Origin of the sequence: Bradyrhizobium sp. HKCCYLRH2015 (assembly GCF_051168215.1) — a bacterium.
Classification (GTDB): domain Bacteria; phylum Pseudomonadota; class Alphaproteobacteria; order Rhizobiales; family Xanthobacteraceae; genus Bradyrhizobium.
Genome location: NZ_JBNPUO010000008.1, coordinates 60849 through 87778 on the forward strand (window position 1 = coordinate 60849; position 26930 = coordinate 87778).

The following is a 26930-nucleotide window of genomic DNA, read 5'->3' on the forward strand; positions in this document are numbered from 1 at the left end:
TCCAATCGGGAAATTTCAAATCTAGGATCAACTAACTTTCTAGGCTTTGTCTGGTAAGGTTCAACCATGGGCTGTGTCAACTGCCGCGATCTGCGTTTGGGTCGCCGACTTCGCTTCAACTCGGTCAAACCCGCCGTTTTTCGAGCCAGTTCCTCCTCCGGCCCTCTCAAGATCGTAGTCGTCGAGTGGGACCCCCGCTAAAGTACGGAGTGGCCGAACGCTAAAGAAACCGCCCCACAAACCCCAGCGCCGTTTCCGCCACCTCGCGCCAGCCGCTGTCGATGGTCAGCGAGTGGCCGCGTTGCGGGAATTGGGCGAATTCGGTGACGGCGTGCTGGTTGCGCTTCTGCCGATCGTAGGCGGCGCGGGCGACCGAGGGCGGCACGGTGTGGTCGTGCTCGCCGGAGATGATCAGCAGCGGGCCGCGTTCGACGGCCTCGCTGTCGACGTGGGCCTCGGTCCAGGGATTGAGGTTGGCGGCCGCGGCCTGGAAGATCGGTCGGCCCGGGGCAGGCGCCTGGTAGGTTTCGTATAATGCGTCGCTCTCGGCTTCCGGCACGGAGTTCGCAAACGCGTAGCGGAATTGTTCGGGGGTAAGACTGACGTTGCGGTTGGCATTGAGCGGGTTCTGCAGGACCGGCCAGGCGGAGCGCAGCGCCGAGACGGGCAGCGGCAGCACGCCGCGGAATGGCGCCGGATCGATCGCGACCGTCGCCGCCGACAGCCCGCGGCCGGCGAGGATCTGCGCGATCAGGCCGCCGAAGGAATGGCCGATCACGGCGGGGCGCCGGTCGAGCGCGCCCGCGATCGCGGCGAAGTGCGCCGCCACCTCGCCGATCGTTTCGGGCGCTGCGGCGCCGCCCATCTCCGCCGGCCACCCGGGCGCCAGCGTGGCGTAGCCTGCCGCGTTGAACAACTCGGCCCAGCGGTCCCACGAGCTGGGCTTCAGCCACAGGCCGTGGATGAAGATGACCGCAGGCTTTTGCACGGCGTTGGCCGCGCCGATCGCATCATCGAGAGCGTGGGTCGACATGATCGGCGCCTTCTGCTGCGTTGGATCAGTTGCGCGAGGATCAGCGCGACGACGGCGTGGCGGCCGGCTGCCCGTTGAGGAAGGCGTCGATCGCAGCGACCGTCGCGGTGGGCTGCTCTTCCATCAGCCAATGGCCGGAGCCTTCGATGACCTGCTCCTGCACGTTGTCAGCGCCGGCCCGTGCCACCACCGCCATGGTCGGGCCGAAGGACGCCGCGCCGCCGATCGCCAGCACCGGCATCGTCAGCTTGCCATGCGCCGCGAGCCAGGCGCGGTTGTCGATGGCGTCCTGATCGAAGGCGGCGAACTGGCTGAAGCCGGCATGCATCCGCCCGGGCCCGGCATAGAGCTCCGCGTAGTGGACGCGCGCGGCCTCCGGGAAATGCGCGGGGTTGGCCGAGAACTCGTTCCAGAAGCGGTCGAGATAGATGCGCTCGCGCCCCGCCACCAGGCGCTCCATGTCGGGGCCGCCGAAGCGGAAATGCCACAGCAGCGGGTTCTTGAGGATCTCCTCCCACGGGCCGATGCCCGGCACCGGCGCATCCATCAGCACCAGCTTGGTAACGCGGTCGGAATGCCGCGCTGCCAGCGCATAGGCGACCATATTGCCGATGTCGTGCGCCACGACCTCGGCGGTGCGCGCGCCCAGCGCGTCCATGACGCCGGTGATGTCCTCGGCCTGGTTGGCCTTCTCGAAACCCTTGTCGGCGCGGGCGGAGAGGCCGAGGCCGCGCAAATCGGGCACGATCACGGTGTGGTTCTCGGCGAGCTTGGCGGCGAGCGGCACCCACATGTCGCCGGTGTCGCCATAGCCGTGCAGCAGCACCACCGCGGGTCCTGTGCCGCCGACGCGGACGTGGAGCGTGGTGCCGTTGGTCGGGATCTCCTGGATGCGGAAGCTCTTCGGGAAATTGCCGGGCGCCTCGGTCGCGTCGGCGAGGGCGGCGCTGGTCAGCATCGTGAGCGCGGTGGCGGCGAGGGCGGTTCGTTGCAGCAGGCGGGGCAGGGTCATGACGGTCTCCGTAGGTTGCATCGTGTTGATGCACGCAAAGCTAGACGAACCCCAATCGCGGTATTAGAGGGTAGTGACGCCAAGGATTTTTGATCTGGACGCAAAGATGGTACTGGCCAGCGCGGACCGCGCTCGGGATCTCGAGGTGTTCTGCGCGGTCGCCGACAGCGGCAGCTTCTCGGCCGCGGGCCGGGGCCTCGGGCTGACGCCGTCGGCCGTTAGCCGCACGCTCGACCGCATCGAGGCGCGGCTCGGCGCGCGGCTGCTGCTGCGGTCCACGCGCGTGCTCACGCTGACCGCCGAGGGCCTGGTCTATCTCGCGGCCGCCCGCCGCATCCTCGCCGATCTCGACGAGGCCGAGCAGGCGATCGCGGATCAGGGCGCGCCGCGCGGGCGCATCCGGGTCAGCGCCGCGCTGTCGCACGGCCGCATCTGCATCGTGCCGTTGCTCGGCGAGTTCGTGCGGCGCTATCCGAACATCCTGGTCGACATCAATCTGAGCGACGGCCTCGTCGATGTGGCGGCGGGCCAGGCCGACGTCGCCATTCGCGGCGGTCCGCTGGCCGACAGCGCGCTCACCGCGCGGCGCCTCGGCGACAATGGCCGCACCATCGTCGCCTCGCCGGACTATCTGGCGCGCTGGGGCGTGCCGCAGACTCCGGAAGACCTCACCAACCACAACTGCCTGAACTTCAGCTTCCGCCGCGCCGAGCCGGTGTGGCCGTTCCGCCGCGACGGCGTCGACTATGCGCTGAAGCTGCGCGGCGCCGTCGAAGCCAACAGCGGCGACACGTTGACCGAGCTCGCGCTGGACGGCGTCGGCATCGCCCGCGTCGGCGATTTCAGCCTCGGCAACGCGATCGCAGAGGGACGGCTGGTGCCGCTGCTCGAGGCGTTCAATCCCGGCGACAGGGAAGTCTTCCACGCCGTGTTCGTCGGCGGTCCCAACATGCCCGCGCGCGTGCGCGTGTTCGTGGACTATCTCGTGGAGCGGATGGGCGCGAGGGGAGAACCTTAGTTCTTGCCTCAAAGGATGTTCTGCGACCCTCGCAAGCGACAGCGGCCGGGGTTTGCGCCCGGCCGCCGCGCCATGTTCGAGGATGCTCCGTCAACAGACGCTGTCAGATGCAGTGCGCGACGGCATGGATCGTCTGGGAGGCTTCCTTACCCAGCCGGCTGCAGGGTGAGCGCGACCTTCGGGAAGTCGATGTCGGTGTGCGCGGCGTTGTTGACGTAGTTCGTCAGCACGTTGATCGCGACGTTCGCGATGATCTCGATCAGCCGGCCATCGTCGAGACCCGCCGCGCGCGCCGTGGCGAGGTCGGCGTCGGCGACCTGTCCCTTGGTGTCGACGACGCGGCGCGCGAGGCGGGCGACGGCTGCGTCGATGGCGTCATCAGCGGTGCCTTCGCGAGCCTTGCGGAGGCCGTCCGGGCTGAGGCCTGCGCCCTTGCCCATCAGCGAATGGGCCGAGAGACAATATTCGCAGCCATTGGCCTGGGCGACCGCGAGCGCGACGATCTCGCGTTGCCTCGCGGTGAGCGCGCCCTTGGCGAGTGCATCGGAGAAGGCGATGTAGCCGTTCAGCGCGGCGCCCGACTGCGCGAGCGTCGAGAACAGGTTCGGCGTCATGCCGATCTTGGCCTTCACGGCGGACAGTGTGGCGACGACGCCGGCATCGGCGCTGACGGTGTCGACGGGAGCAATGCGGGGCATGGGAACATCCTTGGTGTGAGGTGCGGGCTTGCACGCCCCCTCCATGCCGGACTATGTGTGGCTTTAGGTGCCAGAAACATTGCAGATCGTCCCATGGACCCTTTTGCCGCGCTGTTTGCCCATGTCACGCCGCGGGCTCGGACCTTCTTCTCCGGCAACCTTTGCAACACCGTGGAATTCGGACCGGAGGGCCATCTGCACCTGTTCAAGGCCGGCGTGCTGACCCTGACCCAGCCGGGCGCAGACGACTTGAAACTGCACGAGCCGACCCTGATGTTCTTTCCGCGCGGACGGACGCATCGCTTCGTCGTCGATCCCGAGCGTGGTGCGGATCTCGTTTGCGCGACCGTCGAGCTCGGCGGCGCCGAGGGCAATCCGATCGGTGAGGGACTGCCCGAGCTCGTGGTGCTGCCGCTCGCCGGGCATCCGACGCTCACGCCGGTCTGCGACCTGCTGGTCGCCGAGGGGTTTGCCGATGGCGGCGGTCGGCAGGCGGCGCTGGACCGGCTGTTCGACTATCTGCTGATCCTGATCGTCCGCGACGTCGTCGCCAGCGGCGCGGTCGAGAGCGGCGTGCTCGCCGGGCTCGCTGACCCGCGCCTGGCGAAGGCGCTGACCGCGATCCATGACGCGCCGGGCCGGGCGTGGAGCCTCGAGGATCTCGCCGATATCGCCGGCATGTCGCGCACGCGCTTCGCCGATCTGTTCCGGGCGCGCGTCGGCCGAACGCCGATCGACTATCTGACGGCTTGGCGCATGACGCTGGCGCGGCAGCTGCTTGCCAAGGGCAAGTCCGTCAAGAGCGTCGCTTCGCAGGTCGGCTACGACAGCGCCGCGGCGTTCTCGCGTGTGTTCAGCCGGGTGTCGGGGCGCCCACCGCGGGAGGTGCGGTAGCCCGAGCGGCCGTTTCGCCGACCGGCGTTCCTACTCCGCCGCCACCATCTGCTGGATCCGCCACTGTCCCAACAACGCCCGCAGCGACGCCGGCTTCAGCGGCTTGTTGAGCACGGCGACGTTGTCGTCGCGGGCAGCGGCGCGGACGTGGGGGCTGCGGTCGGCGGTGATCAGGATCGCGGGCAGTGCCTCGTTGAAGCGGCGGCGGATGTCGCGGATGGCGGCGATGCCGTTGCCGCGGTCGAGATGGTAGTCGACGAGCAGGCCGGTGACGGCGCCATCGCGCGCCGCGATCGCCTCCATCGCGGACTCCGGATCAGGCACGGCGATCACCTCGGCGTCCCACGCCGTCAGCAGGGTCTTCATGCCGTCGAGGATCGCCGGATCGTTCTCGATGCAGACGATCAGCGCGCCGGCAATCGGCGTCGTCGCCAGCGGCGTCGCGCTGGTGACGGCGGCAGTGTGGTTGATCGCTTTCGCAATCGGCACCGTGACCGAGAACACCGAGCCGCGGCCGGGCCGCGAGTCCAGCGCGATGCCGTGATTGAGCACGCGCGCGATGCGCTCGACGATCGACAGCCCCAGGCCGAGGCCGCGCGCGATCCGCGCGCCCTGCTCGAGGCGGTGAAATTCCTTGAAGATCTCGCCGCGCTTCACCGGGGGGATGCCGACGCCGGTGTCGTAGACGCCGATCTGCAGCGACTGGCCGTGGCGGCGGCAGCCGACCAGCACGCGGCCCTTGGGCGTGTACTTGATGGCGTTGGAGATGAAGTTCTGCAGCAGCCGGCGCAGCAGCAGGCGGTCGGACTCGACCGGCAGCGACGACGGCACGAACACCAGCTCCAGACCCTTGGCGCGCGCGGCGGGCGCGAACTCGATCTCCAGCGAGCGCATCAAATCGGCCATCTTGAAGCTCGACACCGAGGGCGTCATCGCGCCGGCATCGAGCCGGGAGATGTCGAGCAGCGCGCCGAGGATCTCCTCGATCGCTTCCAGCGAGTCGTCGATGTTCTCGACCAGGCGCGAATCCTCGCCGGCCGTCTGCCGCTCGACGAGGCTCGTCACGTAGAGCCGCGCCGCGTTCAGCGGCTGCAGGATGTCGTGGCTGGCCGCCGCAAGGAAGCGCGTCTTGGAGATGTTGGCGTCCTCGGCGGCGCTCTTGGCCAGCGCCAGCTCCGAGTTCAGCCGCGTCAGCTCCTCGGTGCGGTCGCGGACGCGTTTTTCCAGCGTCGCATTGGCGCGCTCCAGTGCCTCGGCGGCCTCGAACGAGGGCGTGACGTCGGTGAAGGTGATGACGAGGCCGCCACCCGGCATGCGGTTGGTGCGGACCTCGATCACCATGTGGCGGTCGGCGAGGCGTTCCAGATAAGGCTCGCCCTCGGTGGTGTAGGCGGCGAGCCGGCGCGCCAGCAGCGCCTCGCCGTCCTCATAGGTGGGCGCGCCGATCGTGCTCATGAATTCGAGGATTTCCTTCAGCGGGCTGCCGATCTGCACCAGATCCGGCGGCAGCCCGAGCAGGTCGACGAACTGGCCGTTGGAGCAGATCAATTGCAGATCGGCGTCGAACACCGCGATGCCCTGACGCACATGGTTCAGCGCGGTCTGCAGGATCTCGCGGTTGAAATGCAGCGCGGCATGGGAATCGTCGAGCAGCTTGAGCGCGGCCTTGGCCGACACCGTGCGCTTGCGCAGGAGCAGCGACATCACCAGGCGCGACGACGCCGCGCCGATCGAGGAGGCGATCAGATGCTCGGCATGGCGCAGCAGCTCGAAATCGGCCGGCGCGGCCGGATCGAGCGGCAGGTTGCGCTGGGCGGCGAAGGCCTCGAACGAGGCGCGGGCGCGGCCGGGGCCGAGATATTGGCCGACCGTGCTCTGGATGTCCTGCACCGTCACGGTCGAGCGCCAGCGGCGGAAGCTCGGTGCGCTCGGCGTCAGCTCGGCCGGCACGAAGATGTCGGCCTGCAACAGCTCGATCGACGACGGCTGCCGCGCCAGCGACAGCACGATGTAGGTCAGCAGATTGAGCGACAGGCTCCACAGCACGCCATGCAGCAGCGGCGGCAGGTCGGTGCCGAGCAGCGCCTGCGGCCTGAGCGCCTCGAGCCCGAACGGGCCGTGCTGAAGAAACAGGATGCCCGCGGTCGAGGTGTCGAGGAAGCTCGGGATGAACAGCGTGTAGAGCCAGACGGCGAAGCCGACCAGCATGCCGCCCATCGCGCCGCGCGCGGTCGCGCGCCGCCAGAACAGGCCGCCGAAGAAGCTCGGCGCGAGCTGCGCGATGGCGGCGAACGACAGCAGGCCGATCGCGGCGAGCTGGGTGTTACCGAGCGCGCGATAGTAGAAATAGGCCATCACCATGATGGCGAAGATCGCGATGCGGCGGGTGCCGAGCAGGAAGCCGGCGAAGTCGCGGCCGATCTCGCGCTGCTCCTGCTGGCGCTGCAGCACCAGCGGCACGACGATGTCGTTGCAGACCATGATCGACAGCGCGACGCATTCGACGATCACCATCGCGGTCGCCGCCGACAATCCGCCGACGAAGACCAGCACCGACAGCCATTGCGAATTGGCCTCGATCGGCAGCGCCAGCACATACATGTCGCTGTCGACGGCGCCGAACGGGAAGGTGATGAGGCCGGCGAGCGCGATCGGGATCACGAACAGATTGATCGCGACGAGATAGAGCGGAAACAGCCAGCGCGCGCGCGACACCTCGGCATCGTCGGCGTTCTCGACCACGCTGACATGGAACTGGCGCGGCAGCAGCATCGCGGCGCAGAACGACAGCAGGGTCATGGTCAGGAAGCTGCCGATGCCCGGCACGTATTCCAGCGCGCGCTCGGCCTCCGGCGATTTCATCGCACGCTCGATCAGCTCGACCGGCGAGAACATAACGAAGGTGACGAAGGCGCCGGCGGCGATGAAGGCGACCAGCTTGATGATCGATTCGGTCGCGACCGCCAGCATCAGGCCGTGCTGGTGCTCGGTGGCGTCGGTCTGGCGGGTGCCGAACAGCACCGCGAAGATCGCCATCGCCAAGGTCACCATCAGCGCCATGTCGCCGACGATCGGGATATGGGCGAAGGCGCGGTCGTCGACCATGATGGTCTCGAGCGACGATGCCACCGCCTTGAGCTGCAGCGCGATGTAGGGCACCGAGCCGATGATCGCGATCAGCGCCACGGTCGCCGCCACCGCCTGGCTCTTGCCGTAGCGGGCGCCGATCAGGTCGGCGACCGAGGTGATGTTCTGCGACTTGGCAAGGCGGATGACTCGGCGCAGCAGCGGCGTGCAGGCGCCGACCATCAGGATCGGCCCGAGATAGATCGCGAGGAAGTCGACGCTGTTGCGCGAGGCGAAGCCGACCGAGCCGAAGAAGGTCCAGGACGTGCAGTAGATGGCGAGCGACAGCGGGTAGATCAGCCCGGCCAGCGGTGACGGCCGCCGTTCACCGGCCCGGTTGCCGCGGCTGGCGACCAGGAACAGGAACCCGATGTAGCCGAACGCGGCCAGGATCACGCCCCAGTCGTGCAGCATGCGTTGACGCCAACTCCTCGATCGATCCCTCTGGACGAGCAGCAAACTTAGCGCTTTGCGGGGGGCGGGGCGATAGGGATGTGGCAGGGGACGCGGGAATGAAGCGGCGTCGTTAAGGACGGCGGCGCGTTGGCTATTGCGGCGCGTCCTGCCCATGAGAGCCGATGTCGTCGCAGCGGGGCCGGTCTGCTCCCCTCCCCCTTGCGGGGAGGGGTTGGGGGTGGGGGTCTCCGGGCGCTTAACTCAGTGGGACGCGCGCGTCGCGCTACTCGAAGGCTACAGTTGTGAGCTCGCGAGCCCAGCTCCTCACCGGCAGCGGGACTCGTGGACCCCCACCCCCGACCCCTCCCCGCAAGGGGGAGGGGAGCGCAGCGGAGTGCTGGGCGGTAGCTTTGCCAGACCAGCGGAAGTGCCGTAGCCCGGATGAGCGCAGCGATATCCGAGGTCTCATGTGCGGTCGAGTTGAACCCGGGTGTCGCTGCGCTCACCCGGGCTACGAACTCACTCCGCCGCCAGCGGCTTCTCGTGCAGCGCGAGTCCCAGGCGTTCCCAGACCTGCAGCAGGGCCTCGGCCAGGCGGTCGATCAGGCCGTCGTCGTGGTAGGGCGAGGGCGTGATGCGCAGGCGCTCGGTGCCCTTGGCGACCGTGGGGTAGTTGATCGGCTGGATGTAGATGCCGTGCTCTTCCAGCAGCAGGTCGGAGGCCTGCTTGCACTTCTCGGGATCGCCGACGAACAGCGGCACGATGTGGGTGTCGTTGGTCATCACCGGCAGGCCGGCGGCGTGGAGGACCGCCTTCACCCGCGCGGCGCGGTCCTGGTGGCGTTCACGCTCCCAGCTCGACGATTTCAGGTGCTTGATCGCAGCCGTGGCGGCCGAGCAGATTGGCGGCGGCAGCGCGGTCGTGAAGATGAAGCCCGGCGCGTAGGAGCGCACGGCATCGATGATCTCGCCCTTGGCGGCGATGTAGCCGCCGAGGCAGCCGAACGCCTTGGCCAGCGTGCCTTCGAGGATGTCGATGCGGTGCATGACGCCGTCGCGCTCGGCGATGCCGCCGCCGCGCGGGCCGTACATGCCGACCGCATGCACCTCGTCGACATAGGTCATCGCGTTGTAGCGCTCGGCGAGATCGCAGATCTCAGCCAACGGCGCGACGTCGCCGTCCATCGAATACAGGCTCTCGCAGGCGATCAGCTTCGGCCGGTTCGGGCCCGCGGCGATCAGCAGCTGCTCGAGATGGGCGAGATCGTTGTGGCGCCAGATCTGGCGCTCGCAGCCGGACTGGCGCACGCCCTCGATCATCGAATTGTGGTTCAGCGCGTCCGACAGGATCAGGCAATCCGGGATCAGCTTGGCGAGCGTGGCGATGCCGGTCTGGTTGGAGACATAGCCTGACGTGAACAGCAGCGCCGCTTCCTTGCCATGGAGGTCGGCGAGCTCGGCTTCCAGCTGCACCAGGGGATGATGAGTTCCGGCGATGTTGCGGGTGCCGCCGGCGCCGGTGCCGACGCGGGTCGCGGTCTCGACCATCGCGCCGACCACCCTGGGGTGCTGGCCCATGCCGAGATAGTCGTTGGAGCACCAGATCACGACATTGCGCGGTCCGCTCGGCGAGTGCCAGGTCGCATGCGGGAACCGGCCGGCGATGCGTTCGAGATCGGCGAAGACACGGTAGCGACGCTCATCATGCAGGCGACCGAGGGCGGCACTGAAGTACTGGCTGTAGTCCATCACGAAACCCGAACTGGCGCGCTGCAGTGCAGCACCTGAAGCGAAAACCTCGCGGCATGCGTGGCGTGAGGTCTTCTTAGAGCGTTTCCAGAGCGGCTGTCGAGCCGGAATCCCACGGCGGGAATTGGGCGATTTGTCCAAGGGGGAGCTGATCCCGGCTGAACGGCGCCAGGATTGCGGCGACGCGGCGGCGTTGCGGCCCCGCAGCCTCAGGTGGTGCGATAATGCAGCACGCCGTCGGCGTCGCCGGCGGTCAGGCGGCCCTCGACCAGCATGTAGTTGACATGCGCGATCAGCTCGCCGGCGGCGAAGCCCATCTGATGCGCATCGAGCACGTGCTTATGGAACACGACCGGTACGAGCTGCGCCGAGGTCTTGGTCTCGTCGCGGCAGGCGTCCGCGATCATCCGGCAGCGCTCCTCATGGTGGTCGGCGAGCTGCTTGATGCGCGTCTTCAGCCCGTAGAACGGCACGCCGTGGCCGGGCAGCACCAGCACGTCATAGGGCAGGGTGGTGGTGAGGCTCGCCAGCGACGCCAGATACTCGCCGAGCGAGTTCTGGTCCGGCTCGACCGCCCAGACGCTGACATTCGGCGAGATCTTGCTCAGCACCTGGTCCGCGGACAGGAACAGCTTGTCGGCGGCGCAATACAGCATGACCTGGTCGAGCGCGTGACCGCCGCCGGTGATGACCTTGAAGCGCCGGCTGCCGATCTGGATCTCGTCGCCATGGGAGATGCGGCGGTAGGAGGCCGGCAGCACCGAGACGCGCTGCAGATATTCCTGGCCGCGGCCGAGCAGCTTGTCGGTCAACGTTTCGTCCATGCCGTGGCGGCGGAAGAACAGCCGCTGCGCATTGCGGCGCTCCTCGGTGCCGCGGTTCTGGTGATAGACCGACTGCAGGTACTCGACCTGCGACATCACCAGCGGGCAGGCGAAGCGCTCGACGATCCAGCCGGCGAGCCCGACATGGTCGGGATGCGAATGCGTGACAATCAGCCGGGTGATCTTCACGTGCTTCAGCGGGCCATCGAGCAGCCGCGTCCAGGCGGCGATCGACTCCTCGTTGCCGAAGCCGGAGTCCACCGCGACCCAACCATCGCCGTCGGCGAGCAGATAGATGTTCACATGGTTGAGGCGGAACGGCAGCTTCAGGCGCAGCCACAGCACGCCGGGCGCGACCTCGACGACCTGGTCCTCACCGGGATGCTGCTCCCAGGGATAGCGCAGGGCTTCGGCGGAGGAGGGAACGGTGTCTGTCTTGGTCATGCCTCATCGATTAACGGCCGCCGCGGGCGAGCGCCAGCCGAAAAACGCGATGGAAGCGGCATGGCTGGACGGCATTCCGGGACGCGGCAGGCCGGGCCTCATGGTTCGAGACGGCGCTGCGCGCCTCCTCACCATGAGGGTTGAGGGTCGGCGCTTCGATCCCACGCCCGGTTGGCCGCAAAGCGACCTGCGCCTCCTCACCCTGAGGAGCCGGCCGCAGGCCGGCGTCTCGAGGGGCGAGGCCCGATATCGACTACGCCGCCCTGATGTTGGTCAGGAACGCGTCGACCTCCGCGCGCAGCGTCTCCGCCTCGCGGCGCAGCGCCTCCGAGGCGCTGAGCACCTCGTTGGCGGAGGTGCCGGCCTGGGCCGAGGCGCTGGAGACGCCGGTGATGTTGTTGGAGACCTCGGTGGTGCCGGAGGCCGCCTGCTGGATGTTGCGGGCTATCTCGTGCGTCGCGGTTCCCTGCTGCTCCACGGCGGCGGCGATCGCGGTGGTGACGTTGTCAATCTCGGCGATGGTCCCGCCGATGTTGCGGATCGCCGACACGGCCGACGAGGCGACCTGCTGCATGCTCGCGATCTGCGAACGGATCTCGTCGGTGGCCTTGGCGGTCTGGCTCGCCAGGCTCTTCACCTCCTGCGCGACCACCGCGAAGCCGCGCCCGGCCTCGCCGGCGCGCGCCGCCTCGATGGTGGCGTTGAGCGCGAGCAGGTTGGTCTGCGAGGCGATCGCCTGGATCAGGTCGACGACGACGCTGACGCGGCTCGCATTGTCGGCGAGCCCCTGCATCGTCGAGTCGGTGGCGCCGGCTTCCTCGACCGCCTTCTTGGCGATCTGGGCCGAGGTCACGACCTGGCGGCTGATCTCCGCGATCGACGACGACAATTGCTCGGTGCCGGCCGACACGGTCTGGACGTTGACCGAGGTCTCCTCGGCAGCCGCCGCGACCGCATTGACCAGCGAGTTGGACTGGTCGGCGGTCTGCGACATGCTCTGTGCGGTCGCCTGCATGGCCGTGGCGGAGTTCTGCAGCGTGCCGAGGGCGCTGCGCACCGTCGCCTCGAACGTGGCGATCTGGGCCTCCATGCGCGCGGCGCGCTCGGCCTTGGCGGCATTCTCGCGGTCCTGCTCGGCGGCCAGGGTGCGGGCACGGACCATGTTGTCGCGGAACACCTGCAGGGTGTCGACCATCGCGCCGATCTCGTCGCGCTGCTTCGAGGCCGCAATCTCGGTGTCGAGATCGCCGCTCGACAGCGTCTGCATCGCCTGCTGCAGCCGCTTGATCCGGCGCAGGATGTTGCCGCCGACATAGAGCCAGACGAACAGCACCGAGCCGAGCAGCGTCGCTGCGCCGGCGCCGACCATGCCGAGCGTCGCCAGCTCGATGTCGCGGCCCGCCGTGCCGGTGGCGCCTTCGGTCGACTTGCGCACGCCCTCGACGAGCTGCTGCACGCTGATGTCGAGGCCGACATTCAGCTTGCGCGTCTCCTCCAGCACGGTCTGGCCGTAGTCGTTGGCGTCGAGCTCCTTCTCGCGGGTCTTGAACACGCGGGTCTTGCCCTCGCCGAGCGCGGCGAGCTTCAGCGCGGCGTCGTGGATCGCCTTGGTGCTGCGGCCGGTCGGCAGCAGTTCGAGATTGGATTTGAGCTGCGCCAGCGCCTCCTTGAACTGCCGCTCGATCGTCTCCAGCGTGTCGCTGTCGTTCGCCGAGAGCGCGGCGGCCATCTGCGCCACCAGCAGGTTGCCGGATGCGATCACGTTGCCGAGCTGCTCGACGAAGCGGGCGGCGGCCGTCGCGTCGTCCGCCGACACCTCGGCCGCGCCGAGCACGGCGTTGAGCTGCGTCTGCGCGTCCAGCATCGGCTCGTTGGCGGCGGCGGTGAAGTCCGCCTGCGCCTTGCGCAGGGCGTCATACTGCTTGTTGTGAAGGGCTGCGACGTCGAGCCGCTCGCGCGCCGCCGACACCAGGCTCTGATTGGCCTCGTTGATGTTCTTGATGGTCTCGGCGAGCGGCGCCACCACGCTTTTCGCGGCGCCGAGCGCGCTGATCTCGCTCAGCCGCTCCTGCGTGGTCTTCTGGATCTCCTGCATCCTCTTCAGGCGATCGTTGAGCGCGTCCTCGCTCTGGGACTGCAGCAGCGCCGGGCCGAGGCTCGCCAAGCTGGAGCTCTGCGCCAGCAGTTGCAGGCTCGAGGTCAGGCGCGGAATGTCGCGGCCCGAGAGCTCGACCATGGCGCCGCCGACGTGGCGCAGCATCAGTCCCGCAGCGACGCTGATCGCGATCGCCATGCCGGCGATCACCGCGAAGGCTGCGAACAGGCTGCCGCGGACGCCCCATTTGGGTCGCAGCGCCCCGAGCATCCTGCTGAAGCTGAACCGAATCGCCATCTCTGGTGTCCCCCAATATGCACTATTTGTAGCTGTTGCTTGCAGGCAGTATCGGGGCCGGCGGTTAACAAATCAGGGAAACTACTCAGGGCGTGCCGAATTTTCGCGGATTTTCGCATTTCACCGCGCGGCATTTAACGGGATGGAAGGGATTGTTCGGCCGCGCTTTCGATAACCTATGACAGAAAAGGCCGGCATCGCTGCCGGCCTTCCCGTCGTTTGTTGTTATTTGACGCCTGCGGATCAGTAGCGGGCCGCGAGCGGAGCGCCCCAGTTGAAGCGGTAGTTCACGCCAGCCTTGAAGGTGTGGTCGTCGGTGGTGAAGCTGCCGGTCGGGACCAGCGCGGCGGGCGCCGTGAAGGTGGCGCTGCCGAAATTGTAGTACTGATACTCGGCCTTGGCCGACCAGTTGGGCGCGAACATGTATTCGAGGCCGGCGCCGACGGTCCAGCCGTTGCGGTGGTCGCCGCTGGTCGCGAAGCCGACCGGCGTTCCGGCGAACGTCACCTTCTCGTTGTTGTCGGAATAGGCATAGCCGCCCTTCACGTAGAGCAGGCCCGGACCCCAGGTGTAGCCGAAGCGGCCGGTGATCGAGCCGAGGCCGCGCTGGCTGTTAGTGTAGGCGTAGCCGCCCGGGAATGCTGCTCCGACGCTGCCGCTCAGCCAGCTGTACTGGCCTTCCGCGCCGATCACCCAGGTCGGGGCGAACTGCCAGTCGGCGCCGACCTGCACGCCGCCCAGGAAGCGGCCGTTGGAGTTGTTGCCAGTGGCGAGGCCGGAGAAATTGTTGTCGCTGGAGAACGCGCCGCCGAGATGGGCGCCGAGATAGAAGCCGGTCCAGTTGTAGATCGGAGCGGCGTAGGCCGGCGGCGCCTTGGTGGCGTAGGGGTAGGTCCGGGCGCCGAGATCGGCGGCGAAAGCGGACTGGGCCGAAGCCAGCGCGGCGACTGCAACGGTTGCGAACAGGATCTTCTTCATGGCGGGTCTCCGATACTCAACTAACAAGGCTCGCGCGTCGCGCGCCGTCGATGGATCGGAGATAGATCGCTTTTGAGTAAAATGCTGTCACTCGCGCAGCACACCGGCTTCCAACCCGACTTTCTCCGGGCAAAGGTTCTGGCGTAGTTAGCAATGCACTAACGAAGGCTGAACCGGGAGTTAACGCCGCGCCTTGCTGTGCCGTCGCGGCACAACCGGTTAAGGCGCGTTAAGGGCTCGATGCAGATCCGCGACTGCGTCGCGCAGCTGCTCGCGATGAACGATGTCGTCCTTGGGCATCGAAGCGATGTCGGCGGCGAGCTCGCGAAGAATCCCGGCGAGCAGTCCAAAGTGCAGATGCATGCGGATCGATTTTCGGACGTCCTCGGGGCCGGGCCGCTCCAGGGTCAATGCCAGGCCGGATGATTCGAGATGGGCTTCGAACCGCGAGGAATGCTCGAACGTGCCGGCATAGAACTTGTCGGGATATTCGAGCGCGATCTCGGCCTTGTCCGGGATGGGTTTCGACATGGTGGCTCCTGGTGGCTCCTGCAGCAACGACGCTTGAATGTTCGCAGATCCACCTCCCGCCGCCTTGCGCCAGGTCAGAGTGGGAGGAGCGCCTGCATCCCCGGCCGAAACGGGCTGCACCGCATTTCTACGGGGGCGGAAATTTACCTTCCCTGAGAAAAGGTTGTGCACGCTGATCAAATTAACGACTCGATGCCGGTCGTTCCGGACGGACCATCTCCATGCAAGCGAACGGAGAGGGCTCCGGCGGGACGACGGCGGGTGCAGTCCACGCTCCAGCGAAATGTGCCGCCGCCATGAAGATGCGTCTCTCCATTTCCACGTTCATTGCGGCTTTCGGCCTCGTGCTCGCACTAGGCTTCGGTGCGGTCGTGCTGACCAGCGCCTTTGCGCTGCGCGAGCTCAAGGTCGGCGGGCCGCTCTACGACAAGATCAAGCTCGGCAATGATCTGGTGGCCGACATCCTGCCGCCGCCTGAATATGTGCTCGAGGCCTATCTCGAGGCGACCCTCGCACTCCGGACGCCGAAGGATCTCGACACGCATGTCACGAAGCTGGCGCAACTGAAGAAGGACTATGAGGATCGCAAGACGTTCTGGACCGGCTCGGCGCTGCAGCCTGATCTGAAATCGCTGCTGGTCGAACGATCGGACGGCGAGGTCCGGAAATTCTGGCAGGCCCTGGAAGCCGAGTTGATCCCGGCGCTGCGCTCCGGCGACATGGCGAAGGCCGATGCCGCCTATGCCCGGCTGGCCGACGCCTACGCCGCCCACCGCGCGGTGATCGACACGCTGGTCGACAAGGCGAACAAGTTCAATTCGGACATGGAGGCGACGGCGGCGACCCAGGACCGCAGCATCTCCATCATCGTGTGGAGCGTGTCAGGCATCGTTCTGGCCCTGGTCGTCGCCGGCATGTCGGGTCTGGTGCTCGGCGTCGTCCGTCCTCTGTCGCGCATGACCGGCCTGATGCGGCGGATCGCCGAGGGCGATCTGTCGGCCGATATCTCCTATTCCGAACGCGGCGACGAGATCGGCGCGATGGCGGGCGCGCTGAGCATCTTCAAGACCAACGCGCTCGAGAACGCGAGCCTGCGCGACAGGCAGGAGCGCGATCGCTCGGCCGCCGAGGAGCACAAGAAGCGCGCCATGCTCGACATGGCCGACGTGATCGAGCGCGAGACCGAGACGTCCGTCGAAGCCGCGGCCGGCGCATCGCGCCAGGTCGAGGCCGTGGCCGCAGGCCTCTCGAAACTGGCCGAGGAGCTGTCGACCGATGCGCAATCGGTGGCCGCCGCCTCGGAGCAGTCGCTCTCCAATGCCCAGACGGTCTCGTCGGCAGCCGAGCAACTGAGCTCGGCGATCCGCGAGATCTCGAGCCAGGTGGCGCGCGCCAGCACGATCACCAAATCGGCGGTGACCGGGCGTGAGAAGGCCAAGAACACGATGCTCTCCTTGTCGACGGCCGTGGACAAGATCGCCGAGGTCTCCAACCTGATCGGCGGCATTGCCGAGCAGACCAACCTCTTGGCGCTCAATGCCACCATCGAGGCCGCGCGCGCCGGCGATGCCGGCCGCGGCTTTGCCGTGGTTGCGGCCGAGGTCAAGTCGCTGTCGGATCAGACCGCCAAATCGACCGAGGAGATCTCGCGCCTGATCGGCGAGGTACAAACCACCACGCAGGCCACCGTCGACGTCGTCGAAGGCATCGGCAGCCAGATTTCCGAGATCGACGAGGTCGCGGCCTCGATCGCTGCGGCGATGGAGGAGCAGCACGCGGCGACCCAGGAGATCAGCCGCTCGGTCCAGTCATCGGCCAGCGCGGCGCGCGACGTGTCGTCCAAGATCGGCAATGTCGGCAGGGATGCCGGCATGGTCAACGATCGGGCCGCCGAGGTGCGCAGCGCCATCGGCTCGGTGGCGACGGGCCTGACCTCGCTCCGCGCCACGCTGGTGAAGGCTGTGAGGACCGCGACCGCCGAAGCCGACCGCCGGCAGTCGCCGCGGATGAAGTCGACCCTGCCGATCAAGGTCGTCGACGATCGCAAGGGCGTGGTGAAAGCCGATCTGGTGGATATTTCCGAGGGCGGCGCCTGGTTCCGGTTCGACCCCGAGCCGGGCATCGGCGATCGCGGCGTCATGGAGTTCAGCGGCTTCGATGGCCGCGTGCCCTATCGGGTCCGCGCCCGCGACAAGGACGCGCTGCATGTCGAGTTCGACGCCAGCCAGAACCGCGAGGCGTTCCTGGCTTGGTTCAGGCGGACCTTTGCGCGGCAGGCGGCGTAAACGAAGCGAGGTCGCTGGCCTCCGCTCTCGGTCAGGAGAACGGAGGCATTGCTTCGAACGGGTTTCGTTGCCGCGCTCACGTCATTGACGCGAGACCAGATCGCTGATCCGCACCGGAAACCGCCTGATGCGGATGCCGGTCGCATGCGCCACCGCATTGGCGACTGCGCCGGCCGAGCCGGTGATGCCGATCTCGCCGACGCCCTTGATGCCGAGCGGATTGACGAACGGATCGTGCTCCTCGACCGTGAACGCCTCGATCGCCGGCACGTCGGCGCTCACCGGCACGTGATACTCGCCGAGATTGGCGTTCATGATGCGGCCGGTGCGGCGGTCGGTGACCGCCTCCTCGTGCAGCGCCAGCGAGATGCCCCAGATCATGCCGCCGACGAGCTGGCTCTTCACCAGCTTCGGGTTGATGATCCGCCCTGCCGCGAATGCGCCGACCATGCGAGTCACCCGGACCTGGCCGAGATCGGGATCGACCTTCACCTCCGCGAAGACCGCGCCATGTGAATGCATCGCGTATTGCTCGTTGGCGGCAGGGTCGGGCATGCCGCTGCCGGAGCCCTCGACCTCGTCGAGGCCGGCGCGTGCGAGGATGTCGGCATAGCTCTCGCCGCGGCCCTCGTCGTCGCGCCGGAGCAGCCGGCCGTTGCGCGCGATCACGCCGGCATTGCCGGCGCCGAACAGCGGCGAATGCTGATCGGAGGTCGCGAGCTCCGCGAGCCTGGCGATGACGGCGGCGCCGGCATTGTGGATCGCCGTGCCGACGGTCGCGGTATGTGCCGAGCCGCCGGCGATGCCGGCATCCGGCAGGTCGGAGGTGCCGGCCTTGAACGTCACCTGATCGAGCTCGAGCGCGAGAGAATCCGCCGCGACCTGCGCGAACGCGGTCCAGGCGCCCTGGCCCATGTCGTGCGCGCCGCTCTCGACCACGCCGGTGCCGTCGCGCCGGATCACCGCGCGGGCCTGGCCTGCAAACATCAGCGCATGGAACGTCGCGGTGCCCATGCCCCAGCCGACCAGGAAGCCGTCTCTGTCGCGCATCATCCGCGGCTTCAGCGGCCGCTCCCACCAGCCGAACCGCTCGGCGCCTTGCGTGTAGCACTCGCGGAGCGCCTTGGATGAGAACGGTTTGCCCGTGGCCGGCTCGACCTCGGCGTAGTTCTTGACCCGGAAGGCGAGCGGATCGAGGCCGCAGGCTTCGGCCATTTCGTCGACGGCGCTCTCCAGCGCGATCGATCCCGGCGCGATTCCGGGGGCGCGCACGAACAGCGGCGTGCCCGTGTCCATGCGTACCGCGTCATAGGTCGTCGCGATCGCCGACGCGGCATAGAGCGTGTGCGTCACATGCGCCGCGGATTCGTAGAAGTCCTCGAAGCTGGAGGTCGCGATCCGGGCGTGGTGATGGATGCCTGCGAGCTGCCCGGCCGCGCTGGCGCCGAGGCGCAAGGTCTGCCGGGTCGGCGAGCGGTGGCCGAACGGGCCGTAGAGCTGCTCGCGCCGCGCCACGAGCTTCACCGGGCGGCCGACCATCCTGGCGGCGAGAATGCCGAGCACCTGCGGCCCGGCCATCAGGCCCTTGCCGCCGAAGCCGCCGCCGAGATAGGGGCTGCGGATCAGGATGTTCTCAGGCGCGATGCCGAACAGCTCGGCAAGGCGGCCGCGCATCATCACCAGGCCCTGGGTCGGCGTGTCGATGATGAGCCTGTCGCCCTGCCACTCGGCGACGATCGCGTGCGGCTCCATTGCATTGTGATAATGCGGCGGGGTCTCGTAGATCGCGGTGATCTGCTTGTCGCTGCCCGCCAGCGCGGCCTCGACGTCGCCGTGATGACTCTCGGCGGGAAAACCCATGCCGACGACAGGCGGCACATAGGCGTCGGCGGCATCGAGACCGATGCGGGCCGGCTCGGCCTCGTAGCGCGGCGACAGCAGCGCGGCGCCCTCGGTCGCAGCTTCCAGGCTTTCGGCAATGACCAGCGCGATCGGCTGGTTGGCGTAGCGCACACGGTCGTTCTGCAGCGCCTCGAAGCGGAACGCGAACGGGTTCGGCTTGCCGTCGGGATCGGCATGCAGCGGCGGCCGGTTGGCGGAGGTCATCACCTCGACGACGCCGGGATGCGCCTTGGTGGCTTCGACATCGAGCGCGACGACACGGCCGCGCGCAATGCTGGAGACCGCGAGCACGGCATAGAGCAGGCCGGGCGGATTGTTGTCGGCGGCGTAGCGCGCGGTGCCGGTGACCTTGGCGCGGCCATCGACGCGGGATAGCGGCTGGCCGACGTTGGAGCCGTGTCTGACATGGGCGGGATCGCGGGAGGGATTGAGCTCAGGCGTCATGAAGTGCTCCTGGAACGGCGGAGAAGGGAGAGGCCGGCAGCGCCGGCACGCGCGACGGCGTGCCCTCGGCTGCGGCGGCCAGCGCGCGCATGATCAGGCTGCGCGCGAGCGGGATCTTGTGGGCGTTGTCACCGGATGGCTTTGCATCGCGCAGCGCGATCTCGGCAGCGTGCTGGAATGTGTGCGGCGTGGCCGGCTGGCCCGTGAGCAGCGCTTCGGCCTGGTGGGCGCGCCACGGCTTGGCGGCGACGCCGCCGAGCGCCAGACGTGCGTGTGTGATGGTGCCATTCTCGATCACGAGACCGGCCGCGGCGGAGACGACGGCGAAGGCGTAGGAATTGCGCTCGCGCACCTTCAGATAGCGTGCATGCCCGGCGAACGCGCGCGCCGCCGCGGGCAGCCGGACCGCGACAATCATCTCGCCCGGCGCGAGCACGCTCTCGCGCTCCGGCGTGGTGCCGGGGAGCAGATGCAGCGCCTCCAGCGCGACCTCGCGCCGGCCGGAGCCGCCTTCGATCTCGACGATCGCATCGAGCGCCGCGAGCGGCACGCAGAAGTCCGAGGGATTGGTGGCGATGCAGGCCTCGCTCCAGCCGAGCACGGCGTGCTGATGGGTGTCGCCGCCGCGCGCGTCGCAGCCTGCGCCGGGCGTGCGCTTGTTGCAGGCCGAGGCCGGATCATAGAAATACGCGCAGCGTGTCCGCTGCAGCAGATTGCCGCCGACGCTGGCCGCGTTGCGCAGCTGCGCCGACGCGCCCGACAGCAGCGCTTCGGCGACCGCCGGGAAGTCGCGCGCGAAGGCTGCGTCATGGGCAAGGTCCGCATTGCGCACCAGCGCGCCGATCCGGACGTCGCCATTGCCTGACGTCTCGATGCGCGTCAGCTCCTTGATCTGGGAGATGTCGACCAGCCGCGCCGGCCGCACGACATTGCCCTTCATCAGGTCGAGCAGGTTGGTGCCCGAAGCGAGATAGGCGGCGCCGGGCGCGCTGGCCGCTACGATCGCCTCCGCGACCGTCGACGGCTTCACGTAGTCGAACCGGTTCATGCCGCGCGCTCCTTGTCCTCGGTGAGCGTCGCCTGGGCGTCGAGCACGGCCTCGACGATGCCGACATAGGCGCTGCAGCGGCACAGATTGCCGCTCATGCCTTCGCGCACGCGCTCCGGATCATTGCCGGCCTGGCCTTCGTTGATGAGGCCGACCGCGCTCATGATCTGGCCGGGCGTGCAGAAGCCGCATTGCAGGGCGTCGTGGGCGATGAAGGCCTCCTGCACCGGGTGCAGCTGGTCTCCGTTGGCGAGCCCCTCGATGGTGGTGACGGCTGTGCCGTCGAGGCTGAGCGCGAGCGTCAGGCAGGAGTTGATGCGGCGGCCGTCGACCAGGACGGTGCAGGCGCCGCACTGGCCGCGGTCGCAGCCTTTCTTGGTGCCGGTGAGATGGAGGCGCTCACGGAGGAGGTCGAGCAGGGTGACCCTGGGGTCGTCGAGCGCAAGCGTTCGCGGCTCACCGTTGACGGTGAGTCTGACAGTCCAATTCATGCGTTGTTCCGATCGAAGCGATGGCCTAATCGGATCGCAGCGGGCACCGCCTTACGGGCGGTGGTCCGTCCAGATCCAGCGACCGCGGGACGAAAGCCCAGGAAGGTTGGCTATCCCGGAGTGGCAGGTCTATTTATACGGAGGGTTCCTCCGTTTAGCAAGAGGACATGAACGGTCCGTCATCAAGAGCTGGTGAGATGGAGACGAAACCACAAGACCGCCATCGCAAGCCGCGCGCGGACGCGCAGCGCAATCGCGAGCGGGTGCTGGAGGCGGCCAAGGCGGTGTTCAGCGTCGGCGGCGCCGAGGCGAGTCTGGAAGCGGTGGCGCGCCAGGCCGGCGTCGGCATCGGCACGCTGTATCGTCATTTCCCGACCCGCGAGGACCTGTTCGAGGCCGTGTACCGGCGCGAGGTCGAGCAGCTCGCGGAGCTGGCCGAGGAGCTCAAGAGCGAGCCGTCGGCGGTCGAGGCGCTCCGGCGCTGGCTGCGCTCGACGGTGCAGTTCGTCGCCACCAAGAAGGGCATGATGGCCGCGCTCGCGATCGTCATGACCGCGAACTCCGAGCTCGCCGCCTATTCGCACGGCCATCTCACCCGCTCGATCGGCGCGCTGCTCGCCCGCGCCGTCGACGCCGGCGAGATTCGCGGCGACATCAGCGCCGACGACGTCCTGCGCGCGCTGATCGGCATGTGCTACATGCACGACCAGACCGGCTGGCAGCAGAGCGTGCTGCGGCTGCTGGATGTGTTCGTGGATGGGCTGAAGGTGGGGAAGGGAAGAGTCGGCGAAGCGTAGTTGACGATGTCCGCGCTCAGCGGGGCGGAAATAACAACAACGTCAACGATGTCAGGAAAGCGTCCTGGTTTTGGACGCGGGCGGCCTCGAAGCTCGTCAGTGCAGCTCTCGCCATTCTGATGGCGAGCTGCGCATCCAGGGTTTTGACCCGGATCATCGGATTATAGTCGGCTTCATGTCGCTTCTCCTGTAGCTCCAGGACAGCAGATGCGAACGCGTGAAGGTTTGCTCCAAAGCCTCCGGAAGGTGCAAACGGCAGGTATTTTGCGGAAAGCTTCGACTTTTTGACCTCCTCGCATAGCAATCGGAGGTCTCGATGATCCACGGCTCTATAGACGAGGGCGTATAAGGGTGTCCCTTGTTTCGTCTTGCCAACGAATTGATCTGCAGCGGCAATGAGCGTTGCATGAAACAATCCATAATAGGCAGCGGAAATTGCGCGACGGATGTTCACCTGTCGCGGTGGCCCCGCTGCAGGCGGAGCGATCAACTGCTCAGCCTGCTGAAACAGATGCTCCGGATTAAGTATCGCCAACGGGCTCGTTCTCCGCCTCGTATTCGATCAGCGGAAAACGGTCCTCGCCTGCAGCCCGGAGCTGCTCTTGGATCTGGACCAGCGTATCCAGCACTGCTTCTCCCTCGATGCTGGTCCCTTGGATGGGGCTCAATACGATGGTGATCCGCAGGGCATCACGGCCTTCGGAGTCCGCATAGGGCGCTGTGGTGACGTCTGTAACCGCGGCGGAGCTGCTCAGATTCGCAATGGCGACCTCGCGGGCGATCTTGGCGATTTTGGCGTTGTCCAGCATGGACGCAATATACGCTGCATTCCGGAGAGTTGCCATCGGCTACCGTCCGGAGTTTCATACGGCTCGACGGCCATCTCACCCCCGCAACCACTCCATCAGCGCCTGCGCCGTCTCCTCCGGCTGCTCGGGTTGCGGCAGGTGGCCGCAATTCTCCAGCACCACCAGCCAGCTGCCGTCGATGCCGTCGGCCATCTCCTTCGACAGGCTGTTCGGGATGGTGTTGTCGGTGTCGCTGGTCAGCACCAGGGTCGGACAGCGGATCGCGGTCAAGGTCGGCCGCGAATCCGGGCGCGACATGATCGCCGTCAACTGTCGGATGAAGCCGATGACGCCGACCTCCTCGGCCATGTCGTGCACGAGCTGGCGCAGCCGCGGATCATCCTGGCGCGACGGATGGACGAAGCCGGAGAACAGCTCGTCGACAACGCCGTGGTAGTCGCCCTCCTTGGCGCGGGTGATCATGGTGCGGCGGCGGGCGCTCGCCTCCGGCGTGTCGGGCCGCGCCTGGGTGTTGATCAGCGCCAGCCGACCCACGCGCTCCGGCGCCTGGCGCATGATCTCTAGCGCGATGTAGCCGCCCATCGAATGTCCCGCGAGCGCGAAGCGCGGCGGCGCCTCGGAGAGGATGCGGCGCGCGATCGCGGCCATGCTGTCGTCGCGGACGTGGTTCGCCACCATCACCGGCCCGAGCCGCCACAGCGCCGGGATCACCGGCGCATAGATGCGGGGCGACGAGATCAGGCCAGGCACCAGCACGAGCGGCAGCGCATCAGTCATGGGTCTTCCCCCCGGAAACGGCGTTCACCTGCATGTCCGGGTGTCGTCCGCCCGGAATGCCATTTACGCGCGAGAGGCGGCCGATGTCCAACGATGTGCTGCGGCTCGCGCCCGGCGTCCCAGGGCGCCGACCTCGTCCCCAGCCTTGTCCTGGCTCATCCTGCGCCTCTTCGCGACAGTGGATGGCCAGCCGGATGATCGCTGTGATCGGGGCGCACGCGATGCTGCTTGGGCCGCGGCGCCTCTGGCTTTCGTGATTACGGCGTCATTCGCGGCAATCTGGTGGCGTCGTCCGCAATTCGCGCGCGAGGAAGAGGTCTAACTACTTCCGCTCCGGATCATGCCACCATCGCATGCAGCGCGATGATACCTGGATGGATCGTCAATCGTGGCAAACGAGGTCGGGCGTCACGATAATATCACGTAATGGGCGTGGGGCCCGGCGTCGCAAGGCCTGCGACCACAACGATTAGTTCGAGCGGCTGGTAACTTCACGTGGCTGTTGACGCCCGGCGCTCTCGTTCCGTCGCGGCGATGAATTGATAGCACCGGGCTGTCGGCGATGACATCGGAGCGATCGTCGCACCCGGAGGAAACATATCCGCGCGAAGTCTAGCTCTTGCCGGAGCAGCGCGGGCCGACGCTGTTGATGCAACGAGAGACGACTGCTCGCTCGGCAGCAGCGGGGACGCGTCCGGCGACGTCGCTGCCGGATGAAACAGTGGCACTCGCGGCAGCGAGGTCGATGCGAAGCTTAAGGTGCTGTGGCCCAATGCGCGAGCACGAGCCGGCACGGCTGCAGCCGAGCCCGGTGCCTCTTGTCGAAGGATCAGACGAGCAGTGGCTGCGCCGTGGCGGCGAGCTTCTTCAGCAGCGGCAGGAAGCGCTCCTTCATCTCGTCGAAGCCGATGCGATCGACGTGGCCGCCGATGTTGGCGGCGGCGATGATGCCGCCGTCATAGCGGCGAATCGGCACGGAAATCGAGCGGAAACCCTCCTCCGCCTCGCCGTCGACGAGCGAATAGCCGTCGTCCCGAACGGCCGTGACCGACGCGATCAACGCGTCCTTGTCGGTGATCGTCTGCGGCGTCATCTCGGTCAGCGTCATGCGCTCGACGGCCTGGCGCAACTGATCGTCCGGCATCCGGCTCAGCAACACGCGGCCGACCGACGTGCAGAACGCCGGCAGCCGATAGCCGATCTCCAGGCCGGTGGAGAACATGCGCGCCGGCGTCGCGCGCGCGATGAACACGACCTGGTCGCCGTCGAGGACGGCGAGAGAGCAGACCTCGCGGGCCTCGCCGGCCGTGCTGTCCATCAACGGCTGCATCACGCTGTTGACCTGGTTGGAGGCGAGATAGCTGGAGGCCAGCAGCAGCACGCGCGGCGTCAGCGAGAACAGCCGGTCGTCGCCATGGACGAAGCCGGAGGCTTTCAGGGTCAGCAGAATCCGTCGCACCGTGGCGCGGGCGAGGCCGGTGAGTTCCGCCGCTTTGCTCAGCGTCATCGGCCGGCCCTCGCGGCTGAAGGCTTGTATCACCCGCAGGCCGCGATCGAGCGCTTCCACGAACTCGGGACCGTCGCCCCGAGCCTGCTTCTTCTCCTCATCAGTGCGCTTCAGTTTCGGCATCGGCCTGACATGATCCGCTGTTGTTGTTTTCGGCCGCAGTGAAGCTGCAGTCCGTTGGCCCCTCGGCTTCGGTTGTAGCTTTTTCACTTGCGCTTCTCCCCACTTAAAGCGAATCTAATCTGGGCGAACATGTGTTCGTCTAGCGAACATTATTAGATGATCGCGTGACGCTCAACGCCCGACTTGCGACGGAATAGGAGAGACGGCCATCATGATGAGCCAGGAGCAGAACGACCTGATCACGCGCGTCGGACCCGGCGCGCCCGCCGGTAAACTAATGAGGATGTACTGGCAGCCGGCCGCGCTGGTCGATGAGCTCGCAGGCGAGCGCCCGGTGCGCGCGGTGAAGCTGCTCGGTCAGGACTTCGTGCTCTTCAAGGATGCGCAAGGCCGCTACGGACTACTTGATCGCGATTGTCCGCATCGCGGCGCAGATCTCGCCTTCGGACGGCTGGAGAACGGCGGGTTGCGTTGCGCCTTCCATGGCTGGCTGTTCGACGCTGACGGCAATTGTCGGGAGACGCCGGCCGAACCGGCCGGCTCGCCGCTGTGCAAGAACGTCAAGCAGCGCGCCTATCCCGTGATCGAGAAGGGAGGCATCCTCTGGGCCTGGCTCGGCGATGGTGCAGCCCCGGCGTTTCCCGATCTCGACTGCTTCACCGCGCCCGACACCTACACCTTCGCCTTCAAGGGCCTGATCGAGTGCAACTGGCTGCAAGCGCTGGAGGTCGGCATCGACCCGGCGCATGCCTCGTTCCTGCATCGCTTCTTCGAGGACGAGGACACGTCGACGGCCTATGGCAAGCAGTTCCGCGGTGCCTCCGCCGACAGCGAGCTGCCGATGACCAAGGTGCTGCGCGAGTACGATCGTCCGATCATCAATGTCGAGCGTACCGAATACGGCCTGCGCATCATCGCACTGCGTGAGATCGATGCCGAACGCACCCATGTCCGCGTCACCAATCAGCTGCTCCCGCATGCCTTCGTGATTCCGATGAGCACGGAGATGACGATCACGCAGTGGCACGTGCCGGTCGATGACGAGAGCTGCTACTGGTACGCGATCTTCACCAGCTATGGCGCGCCGGTCGACCGGGCGAAGATGCGGGCGCAGCGGCTCGAGCTCTATGAGCTGCCCGACTATCGCTCGCGCAAGAACAAGAGCAACGATTACGGCTTCGATCCACGGGAGCAGGCGACCGCGACCTACACCGGCATGGGCAACGACATCAACGTGCACGACCAGTGGGCGGTGGAGTCGATGGGCCGGATCCAGGACCGCACCCGCGAGCATCTGGGCCAATCCGACAAGGCGATCATCCAATATCGTCGGCTGCTGCGCGAGCAGATCGAGAAGGTCGCGAGCGGCGAACCGCCGATGCTGTTCCTCGATGCCGCCGGGGCCCGCAGCGTGCAGGGCCCGGCGACGATGGACGGCATCGGCCCGACGCGCGGCTGGGAGACCTACTGGATGGAAGTCGACGTCCGCCGCCGCCGCAACGCCCCCTGGGCAGCGCCGGTGCCGGCCGATATCGTGCGTCTCGCGCCGCATCTGAGCGCGGCGGAGTGATGGCAGGCGTGAGTGCGCATATGTCCTTCGGTGTAGTTGGCCAGCTCTCGCTCCGAGCGCAGTGCGCTCCCTCTCCCCGTTC

The 26930-nt window shown here is 67.3% G+C and carries 21 protein-coding genes; 5 read left to right on the top strand and 16 right to left on the bottom strand.

Annotation, left to right across the window (positions count from 1 at the left end):
* Positions 1-220: 220 nt before the first annotated feature.
* Positions 221-1033 (bottom strand): alpha/beta hydrolase, encoded by an 813-nt coding sequence (locus ACQR1H_RS21325; RefSeq protein WP_434864223.1) that lies wholly within the window; start codon positions 1031-1033, stop codon positions 221-223.
* Between the two features lie 40 nt (positions 1034-1073).
* Positions 1074-2045, bottom strand: coding sequence for an alpha/beta fold hydrolase (locus ACQR1H_RS21330; RefSeq protein WP_434908147.1), 972 nt, complete (start codon positions 2043-2045; stop codon positions 1074-1076).
* Between the two features lie 106 nt (positions 2046-2151).
* On the opposite strand from ACQR1H_RS21330, the gene ACQR1H_RS21335 reads away from it, so the two are divergent.
* Positions 2152-3063, top strand: a complete 912-nt coding sequence (locus ACQR1H_RS21335) for a LysR family transcriptional regulator (RefSeq protein ID WP_434908148.1) — start codon at positions 2152-2154, stop codon at positions 3061-3063.
* Between the two features lie 146 nt (positions 3064-3209).
* Here ACQR1H_RS21335 and ACQR1H_RS21340 read toward each other — a convergent pair whose 3' ends face one another.
* Positions 3210-3761, bottom strand: a complete 552-nt coding sequence (locus tag ACQR1H_RS21340; RefSeq protein ID WP_434908149.1) for a carboxymuconolactone decarboxylase family protein — start codon at positions 3759-3761, stop codon at positions 3210-3212.
* Positions 3762-3854: 93 nt separating this feature from the next.
* On the opposite strand from ACQR1H_RS21340, the gene ACQR1H_RS21345 reads away from it, so the two are divergent.
* Positions 3855-4655 (top strand): AraC family transcriptional regulator, encoded by an 801-nt coding sequence (locus tag ACQR1H_RS21345; protein ID WP_315801516.1) that lies wholly within the window; start codon positions 3855-3857, stop codon positions 4653-4655.
* A gap of 30 nt (positions 4656-4685) precedes the next feature.
* Here ACQR1H_RS21345 and ACQR1H_RS21350 read toward each other — a convergent pair whose 3' ends face one another.
* The 6 genes from ACQR1H_RS21350 to ACQR1H_RS21375 form a co-directional block, all read right to left on the bottom strand.
* On the bottom strand, positions 4686-8195 hold the full coding sequence (locus ACQR1H_RS21350; RefSeq protein WP_434908150.1) for a PAS domain-containing hybrid sensor histidine kinase/response regulator: 3510 nt from the start codon (positions 8193-8195) through the stop codon (positions 4686-4688).
* A gap of 501 nt (positions 8196-8696) precedes the next feature.
* Positions 8697-9926: a 5-aminolevulinate synthase gene (gene hemA, locus ACQR1H_RS21355; protein WP_316218207.1), complete on the bottom strand. Its 1230-nt coding sequence runs from the start codon at positions 9924-9926 to the stop codon at positions 8697-8699.
* 209 nt (positions 9927-10135) lie between these two features.
* A complete protein-coding gene (locus tag ACQR1H_RS21360) occupies positions 10136-11194 on the bottom strand; it encodes an MBL fold metallo-hydrolase (RefSeq protein WP_434889768.1) in 1059 nt (352 codons plus the stop codon).
* A gap of 253 nt (positions 11195-11447) precedes the next feature.
* Positions 11448-13586 (bottom strand): methyl-accepting chemotaxis protein, encoded by a 2139-nt coding sequence (locus ACQR1H_RS21365; RefSeq protein ID WP_434908151.1) that lies wholly within the window; start codon positions 13584-13586, stop codon positions 11448-11450.
* A gap of 243 nt (positions 13587-13829) precedes the next feature.
* Positions 13830-14564 carry a porin family protein gene (locus ACQR1H_RS21370; protein WP_315801511.1) on the bottom strand — a complete coding sequence of 245 codons (735 nt, stop codon included), beginning with the start codon at positions 14562-14564 and terminating at the stop codon, positions 13830-13832.
* Between the two features lie 219 nt (positions 14565-14783).
* Positions 14784-15095 carry a hypothetical protein gene (locus ACQR1H_RS21375; RefSeq protein WP_434908152.1) on the bottom strand — a complete coding sequence of 104 codons (312 nt, stop codon included), beginning with the start codon at positions 15093-15095 and terminating at the stop codon, positions 14784-14786.
* Positions 15096-15391: 296 nt separating this feature from the next.
* Here ACQR1H_RS21375 and ACQR1H_RS21380 point away from each other — a divergent pair, with 296 nt between their 5' ends.
* A complete protein-coding gene (locus tag ACQR1H_RS21380) occupies positions 15392-17380 on the top strand; it encodes a methyl-accepting chemotaxis protein (protein ID WP_316218212.1) in 1989 nt (662 codons plus the stop codon).
* 81 nt (positions 17381-17461) lie between these two features.
* Here ACQR1H_RS21380 and ACQR1H_RS21385 read toward each other — a convergent pair whose 3' ends face one another.
* The 3 genes from ACQR1H_RS21385 to ACQR1H_RS21395 are packed head-to-tail and all read right to left on the bottom strand — an operon-like array spanning position 17462 to position 21265.
* On the bottom strand, positions 17462-19726 hold the full coding sequence (locus ACQR1H_RS21385; protein WP_434908153.1) for a xanthine dehydrogenase family protein molybdopterin-binding subunit: 2265 nt from the start codon (positions 19724-19726) through the stop codon (positions 17462-17464).
* Positions 19716-20774: an FAD binding domain-containing protein gene (locus tag ACQR1H_RS21390; protein WP_434908154.1), complete on the bottom strand. Its 1059-nt coding sequence runs from the start codon at positions 20772-20774 to the stop codon at positions 19716-19718. Before ACQR1H_RS21390 ends, ACQR1H_RS21385 begins: the two co-directional genes overlap by 11 nt.
* On the bottom strand, positions 20771-21265 hold the full coding sequence (locus ACQR1H_RS21395; protein WP_434908155.1) for a (2Fe-2S)-binding protein: 495 nt from the start codon (positions 21263-21265) through the stop codon (positions 20771-20773). The genes ACQR1H_RS21390 and ACQR1H_RS21395 overlap by 4 nt, the downstream gene beginning before the upstream one ends.
* A 197-nt stretch (positions 21266-21462) precedes the next feature.
* On the opposite strand from ACQR1H_RS21395, the gene ACQR1H_RS21400 reads away from it, so the two are divergent.
* Positions 21463-22062 carry a TetR/AcrR family transcriptional regulator gene (locus tag ACQR1H_RS21400; RefSeq protein WP_434874803.1) on the top strand — a complete coding sequence of 200 codons (600 nt, stop codon included), beginning with the start codon at positions 21463-21465 and terminating at the stop codon, positions 22060-22062.
* A gap of 16 nt (positions 22063-22078) precedes the next feature.
* On the opposite strand, the gene ACQR1H_RS21405 is transcribed toward ACQR1H_RS21400, so the two are convergent.
* The 4 genes from ACQR1H_RS21405 to ACQR1H_RS21420 all read right to left on the bottom strand — a co-directional run bounded on the left by ACQR1H_RS21405 (position 22079) and on the right by ACQR1H_RS21420 (position 25278).
* The gene (locus ACQR1H_RS21405) at positions 22079-22597 is read right to left on the bottom strand and encodes a hypothetical protein (RefSeq protein WP_316182225.1); all 519 of its coding nucleotides are present in this window, start codon (positions 22595-22597) and stop codon (positions 22079-22081) included.
* A complete protein-coding gene (locus ACQR1H_RS21410) occupies positions 22584-22871 on the bottom strand; it encodes a hypothetical protein (RefSeq protein WP_434889773.1) in 288 nt (95 codons plus the stop codon). Before ACQR1H_RS21410 ends, ACQR1H_RS21405 begins: the two co-directional genes overlap by 14 nt.
* 75 nt (positions 22872-22946) lie before the next feature.
* Positions 22947-23648 carry an alpha/beta fold hydrolase gene (locus tag ACQR1H_RS21415; protein WP_316182227.1) on the bottom strand — a complete coding sequence of 234 codons (702 nt, stop codon included), beginning with the start codon at positions 23646-23648 and terminating at the stop codon, positions 22947-22949.
* Positions 23649-24477: 829 nt separating this feature from the next.
* On the bottom strand, positions 24478-25278 hold the full coding sequence (locus tag ACQR1H_RS21420) for an IclR family transcriptional regulator domain-containing protein (RefSeq protein ID WP_316237309.1): 801 nt from the start codon (positions 25276-25278) through the stop codon (positions 24478-24480).
* Positions 25279-25489: 211 nt separating this feature from the next.
* Between ACQR1H_RS21420 and ACQR1H_RS21425 the strand changes: the two genes are divergently transcribed.
* Positions 25490-26848, top strand: coding sequence for a Rieske 2Fe-2S domain-containing protein (locus ACQR1H_RS21425; protein WP_434908156.1), 1359 nt, complete (start codon positions 25490-25492; stop codon positions 26846-26848).
* The last annotated feature ends 82 nt before the right edge of the window (positions 26849-26930 follow it).